This window comes from Streptococcus sp. HN38, from assembly GCF_028335765.1.
GTDB classification, from domain to species: domain Bacteria; phylum Bacillota; class Bacilli; order Lactobacillales; family Streptococcaceae; genus Streptococcus; species Streptococcus suis_P.
Map to the genome: position 1 here is coordinate 51,687 of NZ_CP116604.1, position 25,984 is coordinate 77,670.

24 protein-coding genes and 1 pseudogene are annotated in these 25,984 nt (G+C 41.6%); 23 read left to right on the forward strand and 2 right to left on the reverse strand.

Going from position 1 to position 25,984, the window contains the following annotated elements:
* The first annotated feature begins 93 nt into the window (after positions 1–93).
* The 6 genes from PHA78_RS00285 (at position 94) to purB (ending at position 5,969) form a co-directional block, all read left to right on the forward strand.
* A complete protein-coding gene (locus PHA78_RS00285) occupies positions 94–306 on the forward strand; it encodes a hypothetical protein (RefSeq protein WP_079268545.1) in 213 nt (70 codons plus the stop codon).
* A gap of 185 nt (positions 307–491) precedes the next feature.
* Complete coding sequence (purD, locus tag PHA78_RS00290) at positions 492–1,754, forward strand: phosphoribosylamine--glycine ligase (protein WP_104929740.1); 1,263 nt, start codon at positions 492–494, stop codon at positions 1,752–1,754.
* A 25-nt stretch (positions 1,755–1,779) separates the two neighbouring features.
* On the forward strand, positions 1,780–2,268 hold the full coding sequence (gene purE / locus PHA78_RS00295; RefSeq protein ID WP_099779007.1) for a 5-(carboxyamino)imidazole ribonucleotide mutase: 489 nt from the start codon (positions 1,780–1,782) through the stop codon (positions 2,266–2,268).
* Positions 2,255–3,340, forward strand: coding sequence for a 5-(carboxyamino)imidazole ribonucleotide synthase (purK, locus tag PHA78_RS00300; protein WP_029184814.1), 1,086 nt, complete (start codon positions 2,255–2,257; stop codon positions 3,338–3,340). Before purE ends, purK begins: the two co-directional genes overlap by 14 nt.
* The gene (locus tag PHA78_RS00305) at positions 3,331–4,680 is read left to right on the forward strand and encodes a hypothetical protein (protein ID WP_024378567.1); all 1,350 of its coding nucleotides are present in this window, start codon (positions 3,331–3,333) and stop codon (positions 4,678–4,680) included. Before purK ends, PHA78_RS00305 begins: the two co-directional genes overlap by 10 nt.
* Entirely contained in the window at positions 4,677–5,969 is a 1,293-nt protein-coding gene (gene purB / locus PHA78_RS00310) for an adenylosuccinate lyase (protein WP_024378566.1), read from the forward strand. The genes PHA78_RS00305 and purB overlap by 4 nt, the downstream gene beginning before the upstream one ends.
* A gap of 1,093 nt (positions 5,970–7,062) precedes the next feature.
* On the opposite strand, the gene PHA78_RS00315 is transcribed toward purB, so the two are convergent.
* Positions 7,063–7,257, reverse strand: a complete 195-nt coding sequence (locus tag PHA78_RS00315; RefSeq protein WP_228381119.1) for a hypothetical protein — start codon at positions 7,255–7,257, stop codon at positions 7,063–7,065.
* 19 nt (positions 7,258–7,276) lie between these two features.
* On the opposite strand from PHA78_RS00315, the gene PHA78_RS00320 reads away from it, so the two are divergent.
* From PHA78_RS00320 to PHA78_RS00360, 9 genes are all read left to right on the forward strand, one after another.
* On the forward strand, positions 7,277–7,732 hold the full coding sequence (locus PHA78_RS00320) for a hypothetical protein (protein WP_272158309.1): 456 nt from the start codon (positions 7,277–7,279) through the stop codon (positions 7,730–7,732).
* Between the two features lie 9 nt (positions 7,733–7,741).
* Positions 7,742–8,320 (forward strand): CPBP family intramembrane glutamic endopeptidase, encoded by a 579-nt coding sequence (locus PHA78_RS00325; RefSeq protein ID WP_024377046.1) that lies wholly within the window; start codon positions 7,742–7,744, stop codon positions 8,318–8,320.
* A 14-nt stretch (positions 8,321–8,334) separates the two neighbouring features.
* Positions 8,335–8,763: an Msa family membrane protein gene (locus PHA78_RS00330; protein WP_272158310.1), complete on the forward strand. Its 429-nt coding sequence runs from the start codon at positions 8,335–8,337 to the stop codon at positions 8,761–8,763.
* Complete coding sequence (locus PHA78_RS00335; protein WP_125184215.1) at positions 8,756–9,628, forward strand: ABC transporter ATP-binding protein; 873 nt, start codon at positions 8,756–8,758, stop codon at positions 9,626–9,628. Before PHA78_RS00330 ends, PHA78_RS00335 begins: the two co-directional genes overlap by 8 nt.
* 5 nt (positions 9,629–9,633) lie before the next feature.
* The gene (locus tag PHA78_RS00340; protein ID WP_024377049.1) at positions 9,634–10,407 is read left to right on the forward strand and encodes a membrane protein; all 774 of its coding nucleotides are present in this window, start codon (positions 9,634–9,636) and stop codon (positions 10,405–10,407) included.
* A 2-nt stretch (positions 10,408–10,409) separates the two neighbouring features.
* A complete protein-coding gene (locus PHA78_RS00345) occupies positions 10,410–12,122 on the forward strand; it encodes an ABC transporter ATP-binding protein (RefSeq protein ID WP_099806978.1) in 1,713 nt (570 codons plus the stop codon).
* Positions 12,123–12,448: 326 nt separating this feature from the next.
* Positions 12,449–13,717, forward strand: a complete 1,269-nt coding sequence (locus PHA78_RS00350) for a MerR family transcriptional regulator (RefSeq protein WP_099806979.1) — start codon at positions 12,449–12,451, stop codon at positions 13,715–13,717.
* A 193-nt stretch (positions 13,718–13,910) separates the two neighbouring features.
* A complete protein-coding gene (gene ruvB, locus PHA78_RS00355; protein WP_272158311.1) occupies positions 13,911–14,912 on the forward strand; it encodes a Holliday junction branch migration DNA helicase RuvB in 1,002 nt (333 codons plus the stop codon).
* A gap of 67 nt (positions 14,913–14,979) precedes the next feature.
* Positions 14,980–15,603 (forward strand): HAD-IA family hydrolase, encoded by a 624-nt coding sequence (locus PHA78_RS00360; RefSeq protein ID WP_172020184.1) that lies wholly within the window; start codon positions 14,980–14,982, stop codon positions 15,601–15,603.
* On the opposite strand, the pseudogene PHA78_RS00365 reads toward PHA78_RS00360, so the two are convergent.
* Positions 15,583–17,069, reverse strand: a pseudogene (locus tag PHA78_RS00365) (IS1182 family transposase). The gene PHA78_RS00360 and the pseudogene PHA78_RS00365 overlap by 21 nt on opposite strands.
* Before the next feature lie 197 nt (positions 17,070–17,266).
* On the opposite strand from PHA78_RS00365, the gene PHA78_RS00370 reads away from it, so the two are divergent.
* The 8 genes from PHA78_RS00370 (at position 17,267) to PHA78_RS00405 (ending at position 25,963) form a co-directional block, all read left to right on the forward strand.
* Complete coding sequence (locus PHA78_RS00370) at positions 17,267–18,166, forward strand: helix-turn-helix domain-containing protein (RefSeq protein ID WP_029184821.1); 900 nt, start codon at positions 17,267–17,269, stop codon at positions 18,164–18,166.
* Between the two features lie 216 nt (positions 18,167–18,382).
* Positions 18,383–19,603, forward strand: coding sequence for a bifunctional folylpolyglutamate synthase/dihydrofolate synthase (locus tag PHA78_RS00375; protein ID WP_272158312.1), 1,221 nt, complete (start codon positions 18,383–18,385; stop codon positions 19,601–19,603).
* A 190-nt stretch (positions 19,604–19,793) separates the two neighbouring features.
* Positions 19,794–21,317 (forward strand): quinol oxidase, encoded by a 1,524-nt coding sequence (locus PHA78_RS00380; RefSeq protein WP_272158313.1) that lies wholly within the window; start codon positions 19,794–19,796, stop codon positions 21,315–21,317.
* A 117-nt stretch (positions 21,318–21,434) separates the two neighbouring features.
* Complete coding sequence (mutL, locus tag PHA78_RS00385; RefSeq protein ID WP_024377060.1) at positions 21,435–23,372, forward strand: DNA mismatch repair endonuclease MutL; 1,938 nt, start codon at positions 21,435–21,437, stop codon at positions 23,370–23,372.
* Positions 23,373–23,445: 73 nt separating this feature from the next.
* The gene (locus tag PHA78_RS00390; protein WP_024377061.1) at positions 23,446–23,811 is read left to right on the forward strand and encodes a helix-turn-helix domain-containing protein; all 366 of its coding nucleotides are present in this window, start codon (positions 23,446–23,448) and stop codon (positions 23,809–23,811) included.
* 14 nt (positions 23,812–23,825) lie between these two features.
* Positions 23,826–24,473 (forward strand): CPBP family intramembrane glutamic endopeptidase, encoded by a 648-nt coding sequence (locus PHA78_RS00395; protein WP_024377062.1) that lies wholly within the window; start codon positions 23,826–23,828, stop codon positions 24,471–24,473.
* Between the two features lie 77 nt (positions 24,474–24,550).
* Positions 24,551–25,141, forward strand: coding sequence for a Holliday junction branch migration protein RuvA (gene ruvA, locus PHA78_RS00400; RefSeq protein WP_024377699.1), 591 nt, complete (start codon positions 24,551–24,553; stop codon positions 25,139–25,141).
* A gap of 252 nt (positions 25,142–25,393) precedes the next feature.
* Entirely contained in the window at positions 25,394–25,963 is a 570-nt protein-coding gene (locus PHA78_RS00405; protein ID WP_024377700.1) for a DNA-3-methyladenine glycosylase I, read from the forward strand.
* Positions 25,964–25,984 lie beyond the last annotated feature (21 nt).

The window sequence follows — 25,984 nt, forward strand, 5'->3', positions numbered from 1 at the left end:
TCATTTTGCTATAACCGCCCAATAACAAGGTATCTATCCAATCACTCCTTCCTCCAGTATATTGTTATAAAAAACAAACTGGATGATTTTTTTATGTCACAGCCCGTTGTCCCATTGACTGTTCCCCAATCTCGCCGCTTTGAAAAGAAAAGCAGAAACGATATTCTGATGAAAATTCGTCTCGGAAAAACGGAAGTCACATTCTTCCAATCTATCAATCCTGATTTTAGTCGTATTTTTATACTCATGCCTATCGCATATTTTGGGGTGCTCGTCAGTAGAGTGGATCAGTTTTTCCCTCGATGACTAACATCATTAACTCGTCAACCACAAAAATTATAAGAAATATGTACCGCCTAACGAAGGTGAAGCCATCATGGCTGTCTTGCCCAGCCTCTTTTCCATTCCCGAACGTTCTTCTGTTCGTCCTATCAAAATCCGTCTGTTTTTGCTATACTGTTTATATAAAATCCGTTTTTGAGGTATAAAAAATGAAACTTTTGGTTGTTGGGTCTGGTGGTCGTGAACATGCTATTGCAAAGAAATTGTTAGAGTCTGAACAGGTGGAACAGGTCTTTATCGCTCCTGGAAATGACGGAATGACTTTAGACGGTATCGAGTTGGTCAATATCGGAATTTCCGAACATTCTGCCCTCATCAACTTTGCCAAGGAAAATGACATTGCCTGGACTTTTGTTGGTCCAGATGATGCTCTGGCAGCAGGTATCGTTGATGATTTTGAACAGGCGGGACTAAAGGCTTTTGGTCCGAGTCGTCTAGCCGCGGAGCTAGAGTGGTCAAAAGACTTTGCTAAGCAAATCATGGTCAAATACGGCATTCCAACAGCAGCCTTTGGCACATTTTCCAACTTCGAAGAAGCCAAAGCTTACATCGAAGAGCAGGGGGCCCCAATCGTGGTCAAGGCGGACGGCTTGGCACTGGGCAAGGGCGTGGTCGTGGCGGAAACCGTCGAGCAGGCGGTCGAAGCGGCACGGGAGATGCTCTTGGACAACAAGTTCGGCGACTCGGGTGGCCGCGTGGTCATCGAGGAGTTCTTGGCGGGCGAGGAGTTTTCCCTCTTTGCCCTGGTCAACGGTGACCAGTTCTATATCCTGCCGACAGCCCAGGACCACAAGCGTGCCTTTGACGGCGACCAGGGGCCCAACACAGGCGGTATGGGGGCTTACGCTCCTGTTCCCCACCTGCCTCAAAGCGTGGTGGACACAGCAGTTGACACCATTATCAAGCCCATTCTGGAGGGCATGATTGCGGAAGGGCGGTCTTATCTGGGCGTGCTCTATGCTGGCTTGATTCTGACCGACCAAGGTCCTAAGGTCATCGAGTTCAACGCCCGTTTTGGCGATCCAGAGACCCAGATTATCCTGCCTCGCCTGACTTCTGACTTTGCTCAGAACATCGACGACATCCTCCACAAACGCCCGACCCAGCTGACTTGGCTGGAAAAAGGCGTGACGCTGGGCGTTGTCGTGGCTTCAAACGGCTATCCTCTGGACTACGAAAAAGGCGTAGAGTTGCCAGCAAAGACCGAGGGCGACATCACGACCTACTATGCAGGGGCTCGTTTTGCGGAAAATAGCAGAGCACTGCTGTCAAACGGCGGTCGGGTTTATATGCTAGTCACCACAGCAGACACCGTCCAAGAAGCCCAAGAAAAAATTTACTCGGAGCTGAAAAATCAGGATACAACAGGCCTCTTTTATCGGACAGATATTGGAAGTAAGGCCGTGAAATAAGGGATAAAGAAAAGGAAGTACAAGCATGAACATTCCAATTTCCATCATCATGGGCTCTAGTTCCGACTGGAAAACCATGAAAAAAGCAGCCGATGTGCTGGACAAATTTGGCGTAGCCTATGAAAAGAAAGTGGTCTCTGCCCACCGCACCCCAGACCTCATGTTCCGTCACGCCGAGGAAGCTCGCGGCCGTGGCATCAAGGTCATCATCGCAGGAGCGGGTGGTGCGGCTCATTTGCCAGGTATGGTGGCAGCCAAAACCACCCTGCCTGTCATTGGTGTCCCTGTCCAATCCCGTGCCCTCAGCGGTGTGGATTCGCTCTATTCTATCGTGCAGATGCCGGGCGGTGTGCCTGTTGCGACTATGGCGATTGGCGAAGCAGGTGCCACCAACGCAGCCTTGACAGCTCTTCGTATTCTCTCCATTGAAGACCAAACCATTGCGGCTCAGCTGGCAGACTTTGCCAAGGAACAGGAAAAAATTGTGGAGGCGATGACAGATGACCTCATCTAAAACAATCGGAATTATCGGCGGCGGTCAGCTGGGTCAGATGATGGCTATTTCTGCTATTTACATGGGCCATAAGGTGATCACGCTGGATCCTGCGGCGGACTGCCCAGCCTCCAAGGTCAGCGAGGTCATCGTCGCTCCCTATCACGATGTGGCGGCCCTCAAACAGCTGGCGGAGCGGTGCCATGTCCTGACCTACGAGTTTGAAAATGTCGATGCCGACGGACTGGACGCGGTCATCAAGGAGGGCCAGCTCCCTCAGGGGACAGACCTCCTCCGCATTTCCCAGAACCGCATTTTTGAGAAGGATTTTTTGGCAAAAAAAGCTGGCGTGCAAGTCGCCCCCTACAAAGTCATCACCTCTAGCCTAGACCTAGAAGGACTGGACCTCAGCAAAAACTACGTTTTGAAGACAGCCACTGGGGGCTATGATGGACATGGTCAGAAGGTTATTCGAGAAGAGGCGGACTTGGCAGAGGCTAGTCAGCTAGCAAATACTGCCGAGTGTGTATTGGAAGAGTTTGTGAATTTCGACCTGGAAATCTCCGTCCTTGTGTCTGGCAATGGCTCCGACTATACCGTCTTTCCTGTACAGGAAAATATCCACCGCAATAATATTCTTTACAAAACCATCGTGCCTGCCCGTATTTCAGACGAACTAGCTGAAAAAGCCAAAACCATGGCCCTGCAAATCGCAGACAAGCTCCATTTAGCAGGCACCCTCTGCGTTGAAATGTTTGTGGCAGGGCAGGACATTCTGGTCAACGAAATTGCTCCTCGCCCTCATAATTCAGGGCATTATTCGATTGAGGCCTGTGATTTTTCACAGTTTGATACCCATATCCGAGGCATTCTCGGTCAGCCTCTGCCCCCTATCCGCCTGCTTTCACCAGCCGTTATGATTAACGTCCTCGGACAAGATATGGAAGCAGTCCAAACCTTTCTTCAAGAAAATCCTACCGCCCATCCCCACTTTTATGGTAAACTAGAAGCAAAGCACAATCGCAAAATGGGACATGTGACAGTGTTGGGGGAAGATCTGGATAATTATAAAGGAGTTCTAAAATGGAATTAAGAGAGTTTAAACATTGGCTAATAGATAATGGTTTTGAAGAAAATGAATTATATTCGGAGTCAATCAAATGCTACCAAGTAGAAGCTTACAGAGCAGCATATATCTTTTCCTACCTTGCAAATCATAAGTATATTAGTGAGGTGATAATTAAGTATAGAGGTGTACCAAAAAGCTTCGAAAGAAATTGTCCGGACGAAGACGTACGTAGTACAAATTGGCAAAAAAAAGTTAGTCTCTTAAAGAACGAGGATTCGTGGGAAGAGGAAGTAAATAATTTAATAAATGCCGATATTAATGGAAAAGCAGGAAATATTTTTGCTTTACACGATAATATTAGAAGATATTTTCCAGAAATGAGAAACCTGCGTAACATTGCTGCTCATGCTAAAGAAAGACGAATTACTGAATCTACTGTACAAGAGTTATGGAATAATATTGTATATTTGTATCCTAACTTTGTTATTAATGGTTCAAAAGACGACTGGTTAGATGAGTTCAACCAACTTGTACAGTATTCAAACTATGATAGTGAGCTATTAGAGAATAAGATAGATTCTTTTAAGGATTTTTTGGTTGAAAATCAACTTTCTATAATTAAGGTAATAATAAAAAAATATTTGATTGATATAGATTGGAACGAAAAAATATCTAAAATTGTCCTAGATTTTTTACATAAAACTGTAATTGATTTGAAAGGTCCGACTGAAGAGAAGTTATTGTTTTCACCTATAGAAGAGGTATATTTGCTTATTTCTGTTGATGGATATTCCTCAGTTTGTAGAGGTCTTGATTTATTTTCTCAATTTGAAAAATTAATAAAAGATTATTCATTTAGGTATTTTTGTGATAAATTTCCAGAAAATTTCTGGAAGTTAATTGATAGTTTTTCAAGGGAAATAAAGGAAGATAAACTATTGGCTATTGTTTTCAATTTTCTAAAGAGCAATGACTCAGTACTTTTCCCAGTTGACTATAAAAATCATAAAATATTATCTGAAAATGAAACGTTTTTGAATAAAGTATTGGAGAAAATTGAACATCTCTATTATTATACTATGTACCATACAGGCCAGAAACGTCATAATACATTGACATTTGATTACTCAAGAATTAAATCCTACAACGCCCATATTAACTATGTTTTTTATAGAGTATCAGAAAACTATTTACTAGCAGAAAGTAATGATAGAGTTAAAGAATTTATAAGTAGATGTAGTAAATTAATAAAATCAGACTATAGTGGAGACGCATGGCATAGTGAAAAAGACATGCAAGAATATATCAATCAAATCAATCAACGATATGGGGATGTTTTGAGAATAGGAGAAGAGACAAAATGATCAATCGTTATTCCCGTCCAGAGATGGCGGCTATTTGGAGTGAAGAAAACAAGTACAAGGCTTGGTTAGAGGTGGAAATCCTCGCTGATGAGGCTTGGGCTGAGTTGGGTGAAATTCCCAAGGAAGATGTGGCCTTAATTCGTGAGAAGGCGACTTTTGACATCGACCGCATTTTAGAGATTGAAGAGGAAACCCGTCACGATGTGGTGGCTTTCACCCGTGCGGTTTCGGAAAGCCTCGGTGAGGAACGCAAGTGGGTCCACTACGGTCTGACATCGACCGACGTGGTGGATACGGCTTACGGTTACCTCTACAAGCAGGCCAACGATATCATCCGTCGTGACCTTGAAAACTTTACCAATATCATCGCTGACAAGGCTCATGAGCACAAGTACACCATCATGATGGGGCGGACCCACGGTGTCCATGCGGAGCCAACGACCTTTGGTCTAAAACTGGCAACTTGGTATAGCGAAATGAAACGCAACATGGAGCGTTTTGATGTGGCGGCCAAGGGTGTCGAAGCTGGTAAAATTTCAGGTGCGGTTGGAAACTTTGCCAACATTCCTCCATTTGTGGAAGAGTATGTTTGTGGCAAATTGGGTATTCGTCCGCAGGAAATTTCGACTCAGGTCCTTCCTCGTGACCTTCACGCAGAATATTTCTCAGCCCTAGCCTTGATCGCAACGTCTATCGAGCGTATGGCGACAGAAATCCGTGGACTACAAAAATCTGAGCAACGTGAAGTCGAAGAGTATTTCGCCAAGGGCCAAAAAGGCAGCTCTGCTATGCCCCATAAACGCAACCCTATCGGCTCTGAAAACATGACCGGTCTGGCTCGTGTGGTGCGTGGTCACTTGGTGACGGCTTTTGAGAATGTGGCTCTCTGGCATGAACGCGATATTTCCCACTCGTCAGCGGAGCGGATCATTACGCCGGATACGACCATTCTTATCAACTATATGCTCAATCGTTTTGGCAATATCGTCAAGAACTTGACGGTCTTCCCTGAAAATATGAAACGCAATATGGAGTCAACTTTTGGCTTGATTTACAGCCAGCGTGTCATGCTCAGCTTGATTGAAAAAGGTATGACCCGTGAGGAAGCCTATGACTTGGTGCAACCAAAAACCGCACATTCTTGGGACAATCAGGTGGACTTCAAGCCCCTTCTTGAAGCGGATGAGCGTGTGACAGCTAAACTCAGCCAGGAAGAAATCGATGAACTCTTCAACCCAGACTACTATGCTAAGCGGGTGGATGACATCTTTGAACGACTTGGATTATAAAAAATCAAAATTCTTTGGATTTTCCAGAGAATTTTTTTGTTTACTTACGAATAAATAGGTGAAGGGGGAAGCAAGCTCACAACTTATTCAAAAAAAGTATCGTCATTTAGTTTTTCTTTTATTACTTCGTTAACTCGCCTTGCCTAACTCTAGTTATGCCTGCGGCTCGTTGCCTAGTACTAAAAGTAAACTAAAAGACTATAAAAAATTTTTTCAAAAAAAGAAAACGATTTACGAATAAGTAAGTGAGAGGGAAAATTCCCCTCAAGGAGATACACACTTGAAAAAAATAAATCATTTTCCAAATGATTTACGAATAAACAAGTGTAGGAAAAATGAAAGGAGAAGAAAGATGAAAAAGAAGTTCAAGATTGTAAACAAACGTACAACGATTGACCTCGGGATTATTAAGTATAGCTACCGTCGTGGTCGCCATACTTTGTAAACAGGGTAATAAATTATATTTTTTGTAAATTTTTAAAGTAAAAGGAGTAAAAAATGAAAAAAACATTCAAAAAATCAAGTAAACGTGCAACAATTCGTCTAGGAAACCTTACTATCAGCTACCGTTACCCACGCTTTACTTTGTAAGAGGAGGAGATAAAAATGGGAAAATTCTTTAAGAAAAATAAACGTATCACTATTGATCTAGGTATTATTAAATATACTTATCGTCGCGGTCGTCACACTTTGTAAACAGAGTAATAAATTATATTTTTGTAAATTTTTAAAGTAAAAGGAGTAAAAAATGAAAAAAACATTCAAAAAATCAAGCAAACGTGCAACAATTCGTCTAGGAAACCTTACTATCAGCTACCGTTACCCACGCTTTACTTTGTAAGAGGAGGAGATAGAAATGGGAAAATTCTTTAAGAAAAATCAGCGCATCACTATTGATCTAGGTATTATTAAATATACTTATCGTCGCGGTCGTCACACTTTGTAAAGAAACTTATTGATAGCTAATATTGTTTAGCTATCAATAAGATGGGTATTATGGGTTAATGCCTATCTTATTGATAAAAAGGGGAAATATGAATATGTTTAGGTCAATTTTTAAATCAGTTATTTATAGAAGAGATGTTATTTTATTCTATGCCTTCACTGCTTTACCAATCTTAGTTCCGATATTATCCAAATTTTTGGTAGGCGTAAAGGCTGAATATACGGATAATTTTTTAGATTTTCTAGGAGCAGCATTGTCAACACAGGATGGGATAGTGTTACCAACATTGTTGTTATCCTTGATAATTTCCGCAGTTTTTAGGGATGAGATTGATAGTGGCATTCTATTTTTATACAAAGATTTGAATAGAACCCGACTTTTTAATGCAAAAATCATTAGTTTAGTGGTGATGTATGCCTCTTATGTCCTTCTAACAGTGCTGACAAGTGCAATTGCCTATTTTGGCTTCTTGAATGCTTCTGGAAAAGTAGTATCGAATGATTGGAGTAATGTACAGTCCACTTTGCTATCTATTTTTGCAACTATCTCCATCAATATTATCTGTATTTTATTGGTTGCCATGGTTTCTATTAAAGCCAAATCCTTACAGGCAGTTCTAGCAGGAGTTTTTTGGTCGCTATTTACAACAACTGCACCATTTCTGATTGGAGTTCGTTATGTCGTACCAAATGGCTATGCTCAGATGAGTTTTAATCAGCCACTGCTTGCATGGCCCTTGGTAGTAGCTATAACGACATTTTATATTGTTGCTACCTATCTTAAAGGTCGTTCGAACTTTGAAAAGTTGGAATTTTAGAGGTATGTTATGGTAATTCGTTATATGAGGCCAGTTGCCTTATCCATTGCTTTGATTATTTTAGCATCAATTTCTTATCTTCTGGCAACATCTTTGGTTTTATTTAGCTCCAGTCAATTTTTACAGCTAGCCTACCTATTTTCTATTATGGTTGGAATGCCAGTAGGGTTTATTCTACTTCCATCCTGGCTTACAAAACGCTATCAGTTCTATAAAGAAACGGCGGATATAAAGTTTAGTTGGAAAGAATTTCTTCTTGTTGCCATTGCTATCTTTTTCATCAATTCTTTGTTTATTCAAAGTGAAGAATATGTGAATCAATTTATTATTGCGACTTGTGAAGAATTCTTGTTCCGTTATCTTATCTATCGTATTCTAAAAAGTGAATATCCTACTTGGCTAGCTATGTTGGTCACTTCTCTCTTGTTTGGAGTTTTGTTGCATATGAATTATCCCTTGCTGGATAATCTATTAATCCGAACTCCACTAGGTTTATTGTTTTCTCTGTTAGCTACTCGTTTTGGTTTGCAGTATGCTATCGGAGGACATTGGTTATACAATCTGTTGGTTTCGAGATTTCCATTTTAATTGTGAGGGTTATGATGATAGTTATTCTACTATTGAGTTTATTTTATATTTGTTTGACAGTTGTTAGTTCGCAACTACTGTTAAGTCTTTCGGTTCCTATTTTGCTATTGTTGACCTATTTGCTACCACCTATTGTCAATTCTATCTGTCTAGGATTGCAAAAGGATAATTCTTGGAAAGCATGGTCAGCGGGCATTTTTCCAACAATGTCAATGATATTTTATGCCGCTTTTGCCTACATTACGAGTAGCAATGGTCAGTGGGAGCAGTTTGCTCAACTGCATACAGTTTCAGATGATGTCATGAGTGTTGAACTGGCCGGCGAATTACTGGTTCCATCACAAATGTTATTTATTGCTGTAGTGTATTATGGTGTAGCTATTGCTACATACTTTATCCAACAAACAAGTCGTCAGAAAGAAAAAGGAGTTACTTATGCTTAAAATCAATCATTTATCAAAACAGTTTGCAGGAAACGAATTTTACTCACTAAAAGATGTGAATTTGGAGATTAACAAGGGCGAGATAGTTGGTCTGATTGGGAAAAACGGAGCTGGAAAATCCACGCTCATGAAACTAATGGCTAAGTCCCTAAAACCAAGTTCGGGAACCATTACTTATAAGGGTACGGATATTTTTAGCCAGGATAATTTGTTAGCAGACTTTGGAATTATGATTGATCCCGTCTTCTATCCAGAAATGACTGTTATGGACAATCTCAAGTTTTATTTGGACCTGCATGGGAAAAAAGACCTCTATCCAAATATTGAGAAGACTTTGAAATTGGTAGAATTATGGGAAGCTCGCAATCGGAAACCCAAGGGATTCTCGTTTGGTATGAAACAACGGACAGCTTTGGCGATTGCCTTGGTTGCGGAGCCCGATTTCCTGATCTTAGATGAGCCTTTTGTGGGCTTGGACCCGATTGGTGTTCAGAAATTGATTGATATCTTGAAGCAGTGGTCTAGTGAGCGACAAATTTCCATGCTGATTTCGAGTCACCAACTAGGTGAGCTAGAGGCCTTGTGCAGCCGCTATGTCTATATCGAATCGGGAGAATTGGCAGAGGCTTTTGAAGGCAAATCTCATCCAAGTGTGCTCGTGCAGTTGGACACGACTAAAAACTTAGATTCTGTGAAGGACTTGCTCAATGACCATGTAGTGCTAGAGGGGGAAGTGTTAGAGATTTCCACTGCTACACCTACAAGTGAGCTCAATCAGATTTTTGGTGTGCTGGCTCGTCAAGAATTGATTGTGAAATTAGAAGTGAAAGAGAATCACTTGAAAGAAATCTTTACGAAAGGGTAGTGAGTATGAAACAGATTTTTCCAGCTGTCTTTAGAACGATTTGGAAGCGAAAGGAGACGCAGATTTATCTCCTGTTCACTTTGTTTCCTTTTATCTATCTAGTCACTTCATTTATTGAAGGGTCGAATTTTATGCAGATTCATGCTGGTGAGGGCTATAAAGTCAGCCTTGTTGCCTTTACGAATATGATGGTGAGCTCAGCAGATAGTTTCATTCTTCCTAGTTTGACCCTGTATTTCTTGGCTATATCTGTCTTTAGGAAAGAAGTAGATGAACATACCATGTTTTTGTATCGGGATCTTGGGCGGAAGCAGATTTTCTGGTCTAAATATCTTGGTCTACTAGCAACAATCGTCATTTTCTATGGTTTCTTCTTTGTAACCTCTGCATTTGTACATTATGTTCGGGTAATCCATCTGCCTTTTGGTAGTCCAGCTGTTTTTGATGTTAGCTTAGCAGAGAGCCTGGGTAATGTATTTGGTATTGTTGCCTATCTATTGAAAGATATTCTCTCAGTTAGTTTGGCAACTGCTCTTTGCCTATATTTGAAAAACATTACCACAATGATTATAGGATTTTTGGTAACGATTACGATGATGATTTTAGCAGTTATTGGCGGTCCAATCGCTATGCTTTTTCCAACTAGTTATGTAGCTTTGGCCAACGAAGGTCTTACAGGAGCGGGGCTGGCTTACTTGGGCGCTATTGGTGTAACGCTTGTTTACGTACTCGTATTTACTAAAATTGCTGCGAAAAAATTCAAGAATTTGGAGTTCTAGTTATGAATAAAAGACTCGTCGGAGTGTTGTTGAAGTCGCTCAATAAAACGATGTTCTTGTTTGGGATAGTTCTGAGTGCACTTGGGGTTGGAATGGGTTTGTTCCTGCCCCAGTTTATTGGTAGGTTGCTAGATCAAACCTATTTGAGCAATCTATTAACACGGCCAGAATTGCTGGCAGGTTTCATCCTTTTCTTTGTATCGGTCTATGCAGTACAGGCTCTATCTAATTATTTCATAGGGCGTAGTGGTAGTAATGCACTCAAACGGTTGCAACAATATATTTATGAATCCTTGTTGACTACATCTGTAAAGGACTTGGATCAGTACCAATCAGGCGATCTTGCTAGTCGTTTGACCAATGATATGTCGGTTGTTCTGAACTTCATCACCGTTATTCTTCCAAATTTCTTGATGAATGGTTTGATGGTTATGGGGTCAATTTATTTTCTGTGGACCATCAGTCCGTGGCTCACGGGTCTTAGTCTCTTCTTGCTTCCTATGTTGTCAATGGTTATGATTCCAATGAATCAGCGGTTGGAGGGTTACTACTCTGCTTATCAAGAGGGATTAGGGCAGGTTTCTAGTAGAATTAGTCATAAATTTACAACGATTCGTTTGATGAAGGCATTTCAGGGAGAAAAGCATGAACAGCGAGAGATGGGCAAGTCTTTTCAGTATCTGTCACAAACCTTTGAGAAAATGATTAGACTGTCAGCGGTCCAACATACCTTGGTTAGTAGCTTGATGACGGGATTTATTATCCTGATGTTGCTTATAGCGGGGATAGAAGTAACCAAGGGAGTGATGACCATGGCTACCTTGACTACCTTTGTATTGTACATGATGCAATTGATTGATCCAGTAACAGATATTGCTACTTCCCTAAATGAACTGACGGAGTTTCATGCAGTGTCTAAACGTTTGGTAGAATTGCTGGAACTGAATAAGGAAGAACAGGAAGATACAGAGTTGGTTGATGCTGCTAGTATCCAGTTGGAAAATGTTCGGTTCTCCTATCATACAGATCCGGTTTTGAATGGAGTATCGGTTAGAATTCCTGAAGGAGCTCACGTGGCGATTGTTGGGCCAAGCGGAGCCGGAAAGTCAACGATTTTTTCTTTGCTGATGAAATATTATCAAGACTATCAAGGAGAGATTCGGATTGGTCAACAATGCTTAAGTGATATTTCAACAAAGGAGATGAGAAGGTTGATTTCCTTCATACCTCAAGATAATACTCTCTTCCATGGGACGATTAGAGAAAATCTATTGTATGGAAAGAACGAGTCTGTGTCTGAAGAGCGTATTGCTTATATTCTCAAGGAGTTGGGATTGTCTTCTTTAGTAGCTGAGTTGGAAGATGGTTTAGATACTCGGATTTCAGAAAATGGGACAGGTTTGTCGGAAGGCCAAAAACAACGGTTCAGCATTGCGAGAGCCTTACTGCTAGAACATCCGATTTATTTGCTAGATGAGGCGACAGCAAGTTTAGATACTGTCACGGAACGCGTCATTAGTAAAGCGATTGACCGGTTAACAGCTGGCAAAACAAGGCTAACCATTGCTCACCGTTTGCATACGGTGCGTGAAGCAGATGCTATTCTGGTCTTAGATAAAAACGGACAAGTGGCTGACTACGGTCATCACCAGCAGTTAGTGATACGAAGTCATTTGTATAATGATTTTCTAAAAAACTTACCAAATGCAAGTTAGTAAGGCAGGGGTCGATAGCTCCTGTTCTTATTTTTTTATACTCTTCGAAAATCAAACTCAGCCGTTGTTGACTTGATTTGATGACTGAAAAGCTCCTGAGGAGGTTTTCAGCCTGTTCCCTTGAAATATAAAAGGAACAGAGTTCTATCTGCATAAGTAGAAACGAACTACGTTCGCTCTATCTCCAACCTCCAAAGGTTTCCCAAACCTTTGGAGCTAGCCTGATTTTGATTTTCATTGAGTATTATTTAATTTTTCAAAAAAACTTGACTCATCCCTAGGGGAATAGTGTATGCTAGGATTATCAAAACAGATGGAGGTTGCTTATGCAGGTCAAAGATGTGGAGAAGTTGACAGGCTTGTCAACTAAGGCGATACGGTTGTATGAGGAAAAGGGCTTGATTGAAGTGGCGAGAAATCCACTCAACGATTACCGTGATTATTCAGAGGAAAATGTGCGGCAGCTCCGCTTGATTAAGTTGCTCCGCTATTTTGAATGTTCTCTAGTAGAGATTAAGGAGCTACTGTCTTTTTCAGAGGAGGATTTGCGGTCAGCCTTGCATGAGAAAAAGCAGGGAATTAACCAGCAAGCAGAAGAATTGGCAGACAAGGTTGATTTACTGACTCAAGTGGTCAGGGATTTGGGTAAGAAAGAGGATTGGTTGGAAGAAGCACAGGAATCCATTGTTTTTGTGGAAAGCGGTGAATTTCAAGACTTCAAACAAGATTTAGAAGATGCCTTGCTACCAAGTATTTGGATGACTCTCTTACAGACTTTGATGGTATCAGGTCCCATCCTCTGGCTGTTTACCCGCATCCAACAAGGTCGGCAGGAAAACCTTTTCTTATTGGCAGTGGTTTCCCTACTAGCAACTGCTTGGATAACGCTCCTCTGGCGAGACTACCTCGTAACCTGGTGGAAACATCGAGACAAGATTCGCCAGAAAAACCGCAGTCAGGCCTGGTGGATTCCGATAGGTCTCATCTCCCTTGTAGGTGGGATTGCCTACTTTGTCCTTGTCGGCTGGTTGACCGAAAGATTTTTCCTACCAAGCGATTGGCTCTTCTATGAGTATTCGACTGGTCTGGGCGAGGTTGCTATATTTTTTATCATGGCTTTTCTCATTTTTCTTTTGGGAAAACTGGCGAGGCTGGTGAAGTTATCTTGGAAATACGGCTTGGGTCTGGCAGGTAGCTGTGTCTTGTTAACCGCTCTGCTGATTTCTACCACAACAGCAGTGACCAAAGACCAGATTATCGACATCAATCTGCTGGCTCCGTCCAAGGAATATCTTTACAGCGATGTCAAGTCTGTCTGGACAGGCTTTGGGACCAAGCTAGTGACAGTGAACAGGTCTGAAAGGCAAGGGGAATTTAGCTATCGAATTCAACTGGATGGGAAAAAGATTGTGTTTATGCAACCAACTGTTAATCAGAACTTGATCCCTGACGATACCTATATCGAACTAGAGGAGTTTGATCGGCGACTGATGAATTTGGGCATTCCCAAAGAAAGTTCGACAGAGGACAGTCAGTATAATGAGTTAGATCCGCACTATCTAGAGCGATTTTTGCGAATAGTGGAAAATAAATAAAATGAATTCTGTTTTAGTTTCCCTTAAGCTTGGCGAGTTATACTATATCCAAGCTAGAAATAGCGAAATTTCTTTTCACCTAAAGGTGTCCCTAGCTCTAAGTCGCAAGCGACAAGAGCTAGGTATCATATAATCTCCTGAGAATACTGGACTCTCTGAGTCTAGTATTTTCATTTTGTGCTATAATGGTTTCATGACAAATCGAATTTTAGATATGGAACAAATGCAGGACGAGGAGTATGTTGAGCGTACCCTGCGTCCGCAGAAATTAAATGAATACATCGGTCAGGACAAGGTTAAGGACCAGCTGAAAATCTTTATCGAGGCAGCCAAGCTCCGTGATGAAGCCTTGGACCATACGCTTCTGTTTGGCCCTCCGGGTCTGGGGAAGACCACCATGGCCTTTGTCATTGCTAACGAATTGGGGGTCAACATTAAGCAGACCAGCGGGCCTGTCATTGAAAAGGCAGGCGATTTGGTGGCCCTTCTCAACGACTTGGAGCCTGGCGACGTCCTCTTTATCGATGAAATCCACCGTATGCCCATGGCGGTCGAGGAAATTCTCTACTCTGCTATGGAAGATTTCTACATCGACATTATGATTGGGGCTGGGGAGGCCAGCCGGTCCGTGCATTTGGAGTTGCCACCTTTTACCCTGATTGGAGCAACCACTCGTGCGGGTATGCTGTCCAATCCTCTGAGGGCCCGTTTTGGGATTACCGGTCACATGCAATACTACGAACTGGCTGATTTGACGGAGATTGTCGAGCGGACGGCGGATATCTTTGATATGGAGATTACTCATGAAGCCGCTATCGAGCTGGCTCGTCGGTCTCGTGGAACTCCCCGTATCGCCAACCGCCTGCTCAAGCGGGTGCGGGATTTTGCACAGATTATGGGCGACGGTCTGATTGATGACACCATTACGGATAAGGCCTTGACTATGCTGGATGTGGACCGCGAGGGGCTGGACTACGTGGACCAGAAGATTCTCCGCACCATGATTGAGATGTACGGTGGCGGTCCTGTTGGTCTTAACACCCTGTCGGTCAATATTGCCGAGGAGCGTGAAACGGTGGAAGATATGTACGAGCCTTACCTGATTCAGCAGGGCTTCCTTATGCGGACACGGACGGGGCGGGTTGCAACAGCCAAGGCCTACGAGCACTTGGGTTATCCCTATACGGAAAAATAATGGCAGAGCAGATGAGATGAGTAACAAACTTATTGCGATTACAAATCAATTTAGGAATGGAGATAAGATGACACCGACATTTATTTGGGATTTGGATGGAACACTCTTGGATTCCTATGAAGCGATTTTGGCTGGTATACAGGAAACCTATGAGCAGTTTGGCCTTCCTTTTGACCGTGAAGAAGTAAGAAATTTCATTCTTCGTTATTCTGTCAAGGATTTGCTGGTGCGTGATGCGGATAAGTACGATCTGGATAGCGATGAACTTAATCGTGTGCGTGCGACTTCCTTGAAGGAGAAAAATATGCAGATTCCTTTGATGGCTGGTGCGCGTGAAATTCTGGACTGGACTGCAGAGAAAGGAATTCAAAATTTCGTTTATACACACAAAAGTGACAATGCTTTTCAGGTTTTGGAGGATTTGGGTGTCCGTCACCATTTCACAGAAATCTTGACAAGCGATTCTGGTTTTGCCCGCAAACCAAGTCCAGAAGCTCTGCTATTTCTCATCGAAAAATACGGACTGAACAAAGAAAATACCTACTATATCGGTGACCGTTTGCTCGATGTAGAAACAGCTATCAACGCAGGGATTCAAAGCATCAACCTGCAAATTGATGGTGTGGAGCAGAATTGGAAGATTGTTTCTTTATTGGACATAAAACAAATGTTAACTGATGAATACAAATAAAAACAAACGTAAAACCGTTTGTTCAGATTGCAGACAAACATCGTTTTGGTGTTTGTCTTTTTTACTGTTTTTAGAGAAAAATGGCTGTTTTAATGCTGAAACCACCCCATCTGGACAAAATAAAAAGGCCTTCTTGCCATCCTTTTAGCTAGTTTTTTGAGATTTAAGCACGCCAAAGTCAGTCCAATCTTATCCTCCATTTTGGACTTGCCTTTTTCCCTCGTGTAGCGCAGATTATGGTATTCCTTGGCTGTGCCAAATAGCCGTTCAATCGTCTCTTTCCGATGTTGATAGAGTTCCTTCATCCCTCTTTGATGACGAATATCCTCGCACTGTTCCAAATACTCCTTCCAAATATGCCGCGTGACAACTTTTTGATGGTTCTTACTGGTCGTACATACTGATAATAGGGGACAGTTGGCACAAATTGCAGGATCACTTTTGTATTCTCGGTAGCCTTCTCGGGTAGTCGTGCGATAGGTCAAAGCCTGATGTTCAGGACACAGGATACAATCGAAGTGTTCGTCATAGACAAAATCTTTAGGACGAAGTTGTCCCTTCTTCCCACGGGGACGGGTGTAGGGAAGGACAGGAGTGATTTCCTTATCAAGCAAAAACTTGGCAATACTGGGAGTTTTATAGCCTGAATCCGCAATGATATACTCTGGTTTCAAGGGTTCAAGCTTGGCAAAAAGTGCAGGAAAAGCCTGGCTGTCATGGATATTGCCAGCCTCAACACTATAAGCAAGTGCCCAGCCATACTTATCACAGGCAACTTGGGCAGAATAAGCGAAAACTTCCTTATGATCACCTTTATGGAACCAGCCACTCTCAGGGTCGGTAGTGGATAGTTTCTGGTTTTTAACCTCTCTTTTTTCGACGGGCTTTAGTGGCTTTTTTCCGTGCTTTACCCGATCTTGATTAATTTCGATTTCCAGCTGTTCACTCATGAATTTAGCCTGCTTTTCCACCTCTTGGTTGATAAACTTACGATTATTGGCCGCAGCTTTAATATGAGTTCCGTCTATGAAAATCTCCGTCGGGTCAATTAGGCCTGCATTGATACACAGCCCAAGAATATGTGTGAAAATGGACTCAATCAACCCTTTCTCTTGAAAGCGACGGGAATAATTTTTGCCGTATGTCGTGAAGTGAGGCACCTTGTCATCTAGGGTTAAACCAAGAAACCAGCGATAGGCAGTATTCACTTCAATATCCTTGATGGTCTGACGCATGGAACGAATACCATAAAAGCACTGAATCAGAGGAATTTTAACTAACATGACAGGGTCAAGACTAGGACGACCATTATCAGGCGAATAGGTATCTTCTACTAGGTCATAAATGAAGTCGAAGTCAATCACAACTTCCACTTGGCGCAGGAAATGATCTGCAGGCACAAGCTGGTCAAGGGTATAGAAACCGTACTGATTGCGGTTATAGTCAGGTTTTTCTTTGTGTAGCATAGGAGAACCTCATAAGTTCTTTTTCTTATATTATACTCCTAAATACGAAGAAAAGCCCTTAGAAAATCAATTCTAAGGACTTTGTCTTCAGTCTGAACAAACGTAAAACCGTTTGTTTTTTATTTAAAAACAGAAAAAGTATGGAAATTGAGTGGTAATTTTGCTATAATATACAAAAGAATATTCGGAGGTATTTTATGAACGATAAGGAATTTGGACAACGTGTACGTCAACTTCGAGAAACCGCTAGTCTGACACGTGAACAGTTTTGCGATGACGAACTTGAACTCTCCGTCCGCCAATTAACCCGTATCGAAGCAGGTACTTCTAAGCCGACTTTTTCAAAAATCCAATATATCGCAACCCGCTTAGGCATGGGGCTCTACGAGCTTATGCCAGATTATGTGTCGCTACCTGAACGATATTCCAAACTGAAGTTTGATGTACTTCGTACACCGACTTATGAAAATGAGGAATTGATGGGAAAACGGGCAGATATGATGACAGAAATCTATGATGATTATTACGACGACTTGCCTGAGGAGGAGAAAATAGCGATTGATGCCATTCAATCCATTATTGATGTATTTGAAACGAAGACAGCAGAATTTGGTCAAGATATTCTAGAAGATTATTTTGAACAAATCCAAAGAAAACCCCAATTTTCAGCCAACGATTTGTTGATAATTCGACTCTATTTAATCAATTTGAGAATGGAAATTAAACAGAGCAGTGATTTTCAGCACTTTTTAGAGTTGGTGGAAAAGTTACCAAGCCAAGTAGAATTGATTGAATCTGGAGAATTATTTATTTTAAGAGATGTGATGCTGACGTCGATAGGGATTCTTGGTGAACATGAAGAATATGGCAAGATACCTCCACTTTTTGATGCTCTAGATAGAATCATGGTTTCAACTCAAGATTTTCAAAAGAAACCCATTCTCAATCTGCTTAAGTGGAAATATGAGTTGTATGTGAACAATGATAGCGAGGAGGCTAGACGGTTTTATGAAGAAGCAGTTATGTTCGCAAAATTAATTGGAGACTCCCATTTAGTAGAAAAGCTAGAATCATCATGGAGAGAAGAGGAAAAGTGACATTTTTGTCCTGTTGAAGAATTGCAAAAAGCATTATACTAAACTCATAAAGATTAAAGGAGATTAGTAATATGTTTAACTTTTTGAATTTTTTTGGTCGTCTTGGTGGTAACTGGGGGAAATGGACTGATGGATAATAGAGTTCCTCAATATATTATCAAAAGCCAACATCCGTTAGGCTTTTTTGTTATACTAGACAGTATGTAGGAGGTGGCTATGTTAGAAAATTGGTTAAACACCAAGCAAGGTCAAGTGTTTCATTATAAGATGGAAAAGATTGAGTATGCCTTAGAACTGCTAGGAAATCCCCAGTTTGCAGTGCCAGTCATTCACGTAGCTGGAACCAACGGCAAGGGGTCGACCATTGCCTTTCTGCGCCAGCTATTTCAGGCACATGGCTTGCGTGTCGGCAGCTTCGTGTCACCTCATATGGTGAGCGTGCACGACAGGATTTGTATTGACAGCCAGCCCATTTCAGACCATGATTTTCAGCACTACTTACAGAAAGTCTATGACTTGGAGCAGGAAGTTGCCACTCGTTATGAGCCTTTTCGCTATTTTGAGGTCATGGTGCTCATTATGTTCCTCTATTTCGAAGCTCAACAACCCGATGTGGCACTAGTAGAGGTGGGCATCGGAGGGCTTTTGGATACGACCAACGTCGTGGCACCAGCTCTAAGCCTTATCACCTCCATCGGCATGGACCATCAGGATTTACTAGGCTCGACTTTAAGGGAAATAGCAGAGCAGAAAGCAGGGATTATCAAGGAAAGCGTGCCTGTCGTCTTAGGACCACTTTCTCCAGAAACCACAGCTATCTGTCGCCAAATTGCCCAAGACAAACAAGCCTCTGTCCACCAATTTGGTCAGGAATTCACCTATAAAGCAGGACAGTTCAGCAATGCGGACATCGACCTGTCAGAATTAGTTCTGGGTCTGGCAGGCCATCATCAAGAAGAGAATGCGGCCGTTGCCTTGCAAACTTTTTTGCTTTATATGGCAAGTAGTCAACAAGCGATTTCTCCTCAGTTGATTCAACAAGCCCTTGCCCAAACCAGCTGGCCTGGTCGTTTGGAATTGGTTGCTCAAGAGCCAAAAATCTATTTGGATGGAGCCCACAATGTTCCTGCCATCGAACGTTTGATTGAGTTTATTCAGGAACAAGAAGAGCCTATCACCATTCTCTTTTCAGCCCTTCGGCGCAAGGATTTTCAAGAAATGCTTGAATTATTGGAAGAAAAATTACCACATACTGCCCTTGTATTAACCAGCTTTGCTTATGATGGTGCCTTGTCTGAGGAAAACCGACAAGGACGAGATTATGTTGAGAACTATCAGCAGTTTATAGAAGACTGGCAATCTAGCAAGCAAGGGATTTTGATTGTCACAGGCTCTCTCTACTTTATCTCAGAAGTTCGTCGGATTTTTAAAAAATGAATATCTTTTTGCGAATAAATAGGTATGACACATGCAGAAACAGTAGCCTTTTTAAAGGAATTTGAAAAAACCAAACGCCATACCTTCCGTCAATTAGAGCAGTTTGCAAAAATTTCCAGAACTCCCGATAGGAAATGACATCGGGAGTGCTTTTTGATATAATAAGGAAAGCAAATCCAAGGAGAAGAAAATGACAGAATTAGATGTAGTTTCGGACGTAGTTACTCATCCTGAGGAAACTTATCGACGTAGTCGTAGAGCATCCCGCAGACAGCAAGTGCAACTGAATGGTGAATTTCATGGAAGAGTATTAAAGACAAAGTATTGGCCAGCTCTTGTTTGGAGCTTAGTTTTAAGTATTTTTAGCGTAGCCAATCCACTGCTAATGCCATTTGCAACCAATATACAAACTCAAAATTTATATGCAGGGATGGCAATGGCAAATGGACAAATCCCTTATGGTGATTTCTTTGGTACAAGCGGGTTATTATTCTACTTACTTGCTTTCTTAGGTCATCGGGGAGGGACTTTCATTATCTTTGGAATCCTCCAGTTTATAGTGTTACTGATAGCGGGAATCTATTTCTATAAGATTGTAGCTTATTTTAGTCAGTCAGAACACCTAGCGACAAGTTCTAGTCATTGGTTCTATGTATTTATTTTTGCACTTGGTTTTGGAGGGATGTATGCAGAAATGTTTGCTCTTCCGTTTCTTTTGACTAGTGTGTGGTTTCTGGTCCGCTATTTTGAAAATGCAGTGCGTGATGAGGCATTTATCCTCTACGGAATCGATGCGGCATTGGTATTTTTAATTTACCCAAAAAGTCTGATCCTTTGGTTAGTTGCGGGTCTAGTTTTATTTATTTTTAATATCCAACACCGCCAAGTTACTCGAGGGATCTATCAATTATTAGCGACCATTTTTGGTTTTCTTCTGATTCTATATGTGGTAGGTTATTATGCTTTTGAGGCGCAGATTCTGGGGACAGCTATTCAACAAACTTTCCTTTATAACTTACAGTTAGACTTTCACCATTCCTATCTATATTTAGACTTGGCGATTGTGTCTGTGTTTTTACTCTTATCTGGATTCTTTAAAAGTTTCATCCAAATGCTGTTTTCTTTCAAACAAGGAAGACATACCTATATCAAAGTTCTCCTATTATTGACTTTCTTAGTTCAATGTGTCTTTATTATTGGGAATGCAAACTTTCAATGGAGCCAACTCATTCTTCTTTTACCGTATGGTTTTGCGATGTCAGTCGTTTACCTGCGTGATGAGGATGTAGAAGATTATCGTGGGTATTTGCGTCGTCAATTCTTTCTTCCGTTAGCTATTTGCTTGGGTATTATCGCTCAACCTGCTTATCTTTATTTGGTACAGGGAGATTTGAGAACTGACCGTGAACAAGTTGCCAATTACATTGGTGAACAAACAAAAGATTCGGATAAGATTTATGTTTGGGATAATAGCGCAAGTATCTATCTTTCAAGTCAACGTTTATCTGCCGCAACGATTACTACAGCAGAACCCTATCTGAATACTGACGACAATAAAAATAGCTTGATGTATGACATCAATAAAAATGAGGCAAAATTTGTAGTCGTCAATAAGACTTTACCAATTCTAGATGAAATCAAGACAAATTTAGAATCACAATACCAGTCTGTTCAGACAACGGATTACTTTACGATTTATCAAAAGAATGAATGATTGCTCAGGCAGTCATTTTTTCTTTAGCCTATCTGGGAAAAGGAGGGAAAGTGGATATGTGGTATAATGGAAAAATAAGCATTCGGGAAAAATTATTAAAGAAATGTAGGAGAAATGATGTCACATATTATTGAACTACCAGAAATACTAGCCAACCAGATTGCGGCTGGTGAGGTCATTGAGCGACCAGCCAGTGTGGTTAAGGAGTTGGTGGAAAATTCCATTGACGCAGGGGCTAGTCAGATTGAAATTAGTGTTGAAGAGGCTGGCCTTAAAATGATTCAAATTACGGATAACGGTGAGGGGATTGCCCCTGATGAAGTAGCGCTTGCCCTCCGCCGTCACGCTACTAGTAAGATAAAAAATCAATCGGATTTGTTTCGTATTCGCACCCTAGGTTTTCGTGGAGAAGCTCTGCCTTCCATTGCTTCTGTCAGTCATATGATCATTGAGACAGCTACGGCAGACTCTGCACACGGACTTCATTTGGAGGCCAAAGGTGGTGTCATCGAGAAAGAGGAGCCAGTTAGTCGTCCAGTTGGCACACAGATTACTGTTTCGGATTTATTTTACAATACCCCTGCTCGTCTCAAATACGTTCGCAGTCAACAGGCTGAATTATCACATATTGTTGATGTTGTAAATCGATTGAGTCTAGCTCATCCGGAAATAGCCTTTGCCTTAGTAAACGAAGGACGAGAATTAATTAGAACTGCAGGGACAGGGAAACTTCGTCAGGCAATTTCAGGGATTTATGGGATTGCTTCTGCCAAAAAAATGGTTGAAATTGAGGCAGAAGATCTGGATTTTCAGATTTCAGGTTACGTTTCCTTGCCAGAGTTGACTCGTGCCAACCGCAACTACATTTCCATTTTCATCAACGGTCGCTATATCAAGAATTTTTTGCTGAATCGAGCGATTTTGGAAGGTTACGGCAGTAAGTTGATGGTTGGACGCTTTCCATTGGCAGTCATTTCTATAGAAATTGACCCCTATCTTGCTGATGTCAATGTGCATCCGACCAAGCAGGAAGTTCGTATCTCCAAGGAAAAAGAACTCATGACCTTGATTCGAGAGGCGATTAGTCAAGCGCTTAAAGAGCAGGACTTGATACCAGATGCTCTTGAGAATTTAGCTCAGTCAAGTACTCGACCAAAAGTAAAAGCAGAGCAAGGCACCTTACCACTCAGAGAGCCAAAAATCTATTATGATACGATTAGGCAAGACTTCTTTTTAAAACCAGATGTTGTCGCTGAGGATGTCAAACCTCTCGAAGAGGATAGGCAAGAGATTGTTGAGTCGCCTGTCGAAAATAAACCTACATCTGTTCAATTTGCAGAACGTCAGTCGGTGGAATCAGAAGATCAGGAGCATCCTAATCTAAGCGCAAAAGAATTGGCAAAACTGGCAGATAAATTAGACCGGGAGGAAACATCGACATTTCCAGAGTTAGAATATTTTGGTCAGATGCACGGGACGTATTTATTTGCACAAGGCAAGACAGGACTTTATATCATTGACCAGCATGCCGCGCAAGAGAGGGTCAAATACGAATACTACCGTGAGAAAATTGGACAGGTTGACAATTCAGCTCAACAGTTATTGGTGCCGTATATTTTTGAATTTCCGCAGAATGATGCCCTTGACCTCGTCCACAAAATGGATGCCCTTCGTCAAGTTGGTGTCAACTTGGAAGAATATGGATCTAATCAATTTATTCTGCGTGAACATCCTATTTGGATGAAGGAAGAGGAGATTGAGTCTGGCATTTATGAGATGTGCGACATGTTGCTCTTGACGGATCAGGTGTCAATCAAGCAGTATCGGGCAGAACTGGCTATCATGATGTCTTGTAAACGGTCGATCAAGGCCAATCATGCTTTGGATGATTATTCGGCGCGTGATTTACTGAGACAATTGTCTTACTGCCAAAATCCCTATAACTGCCCGCACGGTCGTCCAGTCTTAGTACATTTTAGCAAATCGGATATGGAAAAAATGTTCCGTCGCATTCAAGAAAATCACACGAGTTTGCGAGAGTTGGGCAAGTATTAAGGATTTTAACACCCCTGTAAAAGCATTTGGACTAGCTATTTTTACTGCCAGCTTGTAAAGTAAAGGAGGAAACATGACCAATCTTGGACAGCTCATTCACATGGAGCGAACAAAACGACAGGAATCGCAAGAAACCTTGGCAAAAGCAATCGGAGTGTCACGGCAAACAGTCTTGAACTGGGAAAAAGGTCGCACTCTACCAGATAGTGCCAGTTTAGTCAACATTGCCCGCCGTTATCACCTGTCTTTTGACCAGCTAATCGGCCTACAAGTTAAGGAGAAGAAAAGACGAGTTTGGATAAACTACCTCTTTCTCTTAATCCTATTCAGTCTGGGTATCTTTGTTGGTGGTAACGCCACTCTCTTGCTTCCTTTCCTTATCGTTTTTTTCCTCATCGGCTTCCTTATCCAAGAATTCATGTTGACCAAATCTTTATAAAGCGAGGTCATCGTATGGTCCGAAAGGATAGACTATTTATTGCATTTATTGTTCTTGGTGTGCTCAGTCTGCTGGTCAAGCTTCACCGCTATTTAGGATTTAGTTCGACTCATAGTCTTTACTACCAGCTTACTAGTTTTATCTTGCTATTTGCACTTGGTATGTACCACTATAGAGAGTTGCTTTGGACTGATTTTGGAAAAATGTGGAGCTGGAAACTGCTTTATCAATTCCCTTTGTTTTATCTTGCAGACTTTTTGGTCATGTATGGAGGAAGTTTTCTCCAATATTTGCTAATGAAATCATTCCATATCTCAGAAGGTATAGGCAATGTCACAGCAGTTAATAAGATAAACCAAATCGTCCCACTTCCAATCTTTTTGCTGATAGTGGGAATCATCGGTCCAATTGTTGAAGAACTTTTTTATCGAAAATTTTTACAGGATAGTCTGAAAAATGTTTTAAATCCATGGTTTGCTATTGTCTTGCAAGGTCTCATTTTTGGCTTAGGGCATGCTAAATCTCTGGATAGTTCAGAAATTATCAACACGATTCCCCAGATTTGTACGGGTATTTACTTGGGTTATCTCTACCACAGAACAGGGAATCTTTGTTATCCAATGCTCGTTCATTGTGCAGGAAATCTCTCCGTCGGATACTGAAATACGGCTTCGCTATCAATAGCGAGGCTTTTATGATACAATATTAAGAATAAAATTATCATCGATAAGGGAAAAATATGTACGACTATATCAAAGGAATTTTAACGAAAATAACCGCAAAATATATTGTGGTAGAAACGTGTGGAGTAGGCTATATCTTGCAGGTTGCTAATCCCTACGCCTATTCAGGACAAGTTCAGCAAGAAGTGACGGTCTATACTCATCAGGTGATTCGTGAAGATGCTCATTTGCTCTACGGATTTGCTACAGAAAATGAAAAATCCGTCTTTCTGAGTCTGATTTCAGTATCAGGTATTGGTCCAACAACAGCTCTGGCTATTATTGCTGTTGATGATAATGATGGCCTTGTTCATGCTATCGAGCAGAAAAACATTACCTACCTGACCAAGTTTCCGAAGATTGGCAAGAAAACAGCCCAGCAGATGATTTTGGACCTAGAAGGCAAGTTTGTCATGAGTGAAGAAGCAGGCCCTGTCCAACAAGTAGCACCATCCAGTGAAAATATCGCCCTCGAAGAAGCCATGGAAGCCATGGAAGCCCTTGGTTACCGTCCAGCCGAACTCAAGAAAATCAAGAAATTCTTCGACGGCACCAACGACACCGCAGAAAACTACATCAAATCAGCCCTTAAAATGCTGATGAAGTAATAAGATACAAAGGACGTAAAGGATAAAGAGAAAATAGACGGCCGAACAGAAATTTTGCTAGAAATTTCGTTGTGAGACCTCCGCAATGACAACTAGGTAAAAGGCGAGTTTTGACGAAGCCTTTTGCCAGATGTCAACTGCGTTATTCGGTGATATTTAGGATTCAGTTTGACAATTTTGCAAAGTATCGTAGTCGTGTTTCAGTCTGTTTATCCTGATTCGCACTTTAGTTATTCACGAAAAGGAGTTTCTATGTCCCGTTGTGCTTGGGTTAATCTAAATAATCCACTTTATATTGCTTACCATGATGAAGAATGGGGCAAGCCACTTCACGATGAGCAGGCTCTTTTTGAGTTGCTTTGTTTGGAATCCTACCAAGCAGGACTTTCCTGGGAAATTGTTCTCAATAAACGCCAGGCTTTTCGCTCTGCTTTTTTCAACTATGATATTCAAAAGGTTGCGGCCATGACAGATAGCGAGTTAGACGGTCTTCTTGCCAATCCAGACATCATTCGCCATAAGGCAAAGCTGTACGCTACCCGCGCCAATGCTCAGGCCTTTCTTCGAGTACAGGAGGAATTCGGTACGTTTGATACGTATCTTTGGGAATGGGTTAACTTTACATCTATCGACAACCCTGTCAAGTCCTTCCGAGAATTGCCGACCAAGAACGACTTGTCTGAGCGGATTTCAAAAGATTTGAAGAAACGAGGTTTCAAATTTGTAGGGCCTGTCTGTATTTACTCCTATTTGCAGGCAGCAGGTCTGTTGAATGAACATGAAGAAACTTGCGAGATTGGAAAGAAATTGCGAACTAATTAGATGAGCGAGCAATCGCACCCT

Excerpts from the sequence above, each read along its gene's own strand:
- PHA78_RS00285 (WP_079268545.1), top strand. The coding sequence starts at position 94 with ATGTCACAGCCCGTTGTCCCATTGACTGTTCCCCAATCTCGCCGCTTT.
- purD (WP_104929740.1), top strand. The coding sequence starts at position 492 with ATGAAACTTTTGGTTGTTGGGTCTGGTGGTCGTGAACATGCTATTGCA.
- purE (WP_099779007.1), top strand. The coding sequence starts at position 1,780 with ATGAACATTCCAATTTCCATCATCATGGGCTCTAGTTCCGACTGGAAA.
- purK (WP_029184814.1), top strand. The coding sequence starts at position 2,255 with ATGACCTCATCTAAAACAATCGGAATTATCGGCGGCGGTCAGCTGGGT.
- PHA78_RS00305 (WP_024378567.1), top strand. The coding sequence starts at position 3,331 with ATGGAATTAAGAGAGTTTAAACATTGGCTAATAGATAATGGTTTTGAA.
- purB (WP_024378566.1), top strand. The coding sequence starts at position 4,677 with ATGATCAATCGTTATTCCCGTCCAGAGATGGCGGCTATTTGGAGTGAA.
- PHA78_RS00315 (WP_228381119.1), bottom strand. The coding sequence starts at position 7,257 with ATGCCACTATCAATCTCATCCCTAAAAACTGCGGAAATTATCAAGGAT.
- PHA78_RS00325 (WP_024377046.1), top strand. The coding sequence starts at position 7,742 with ATGGTAATTCGTTATATGAGGCCAGTTGCCTTATCCATTGCTTTGATT.
- PHA78_RS00330 (WP_272158310.1), top strand. The coding sequence starts at position 8,335 with ATGATAGTTATTCTACTATTGAGTTTATTTTATATTTGTTTGACAGTT.
- PHA78_RS00335 (WP_125184215.1), top strand. The coding sequence starts at position 8,756 with ATGCTTAAAATCAATCATTTATCAAAACAGTTTGCAGGAAACGAATTT.
- PHA78_RS00340 (WP_024377049.1), top strand. The coding sequence starts at position 9,634 with ATGAAACAGATTTTTCCAGCTGTCTTTAGAACGATTTGGAAGCGAAAG.
- PHA78_RS00345 (WP_099806978.1), top strand. The coding sequence starts at position 10,410 with ATGAATAAAAGACTCGTCGGAGTGTTGTTGAAGTCGCTCAATAAAACG.
- PHA78_RS00350 (WP_099806979.1), top strand. The coding sequence starts at position 12,449 with ATGCAGGTCAAAGATGTGGAGAAGTTGACAGGCTTGTCAACTAAGGCG.
- ruvB (WP_272158311.1), top strand. The coding sequence starts at position 13,911 with ATGACAAATCGAATTTTAGATATGGAACAAATGCAGGACGAGGAGTAT.
- PHA78_RS00360 (WP_172020184.1), top strand. The coding sequence starts at position 14,980 with ATGACACCGACATTTATTTGGGATTTGGATGGAACACTCTTGGATTCC.
- PHA78_RS00370 (WP_029184821.1), top strand. The coding sequence starts at position 17,267 with ATGAACGATAAGGAATTTGGACAACGTGTACGTCAACTTCGAGAAACC.
- PHA78_RS00375 (WP_272158312.1), top strand. The coding sequence starts at position 18,383 with ATGTTAGAAAATTGGTTAAACACCAAGCAAGGTCAAGTGTTTCATTAT.
- PHA78_RS00380 (WP_272158313.1), top strand. The coding sequence starts at position 19,794 with ATGACAGAATTAGATGTAGTTTCGGACGTAGTTACTCATCCTGAGGAA.
- mutL (WP_024377060.1), top strand. The coding sequence starts at position 21,435 with ATGTCACATATTATTGAACTACCAGAAATACTAGCCAACCAGATTGCG.
- PHA78_RS00390 (WP_024377061.1), top strand. The coding sequence starts at position 23,446 with ATGACCAATCTTGGACAGCTCATTCACATGGAGCGAACAAAACGACAG.
- PHA78_RS00395 (WP_024377062.1), top strand. The coding sequence starts at position 23,826 with ATGGTCCGAAAGGATAGACTATTTATTGCATTTATTGTTCTTGGTGTG.
- ruvA (WP_024377699.1), top strand. The coding sequence starts at position 24,551 with ATGTACGACTATATCAAAGGAATTTTAACGAAAATAACCGCAAAATAT.
- PHA78_RS00405 (WP_024377700.1), top strand. The coding sequence starts at position 25,394 with ATGTCCCGTTGTGCTTGGGTTAATCTAAATAATCCACTTTATATTGCT.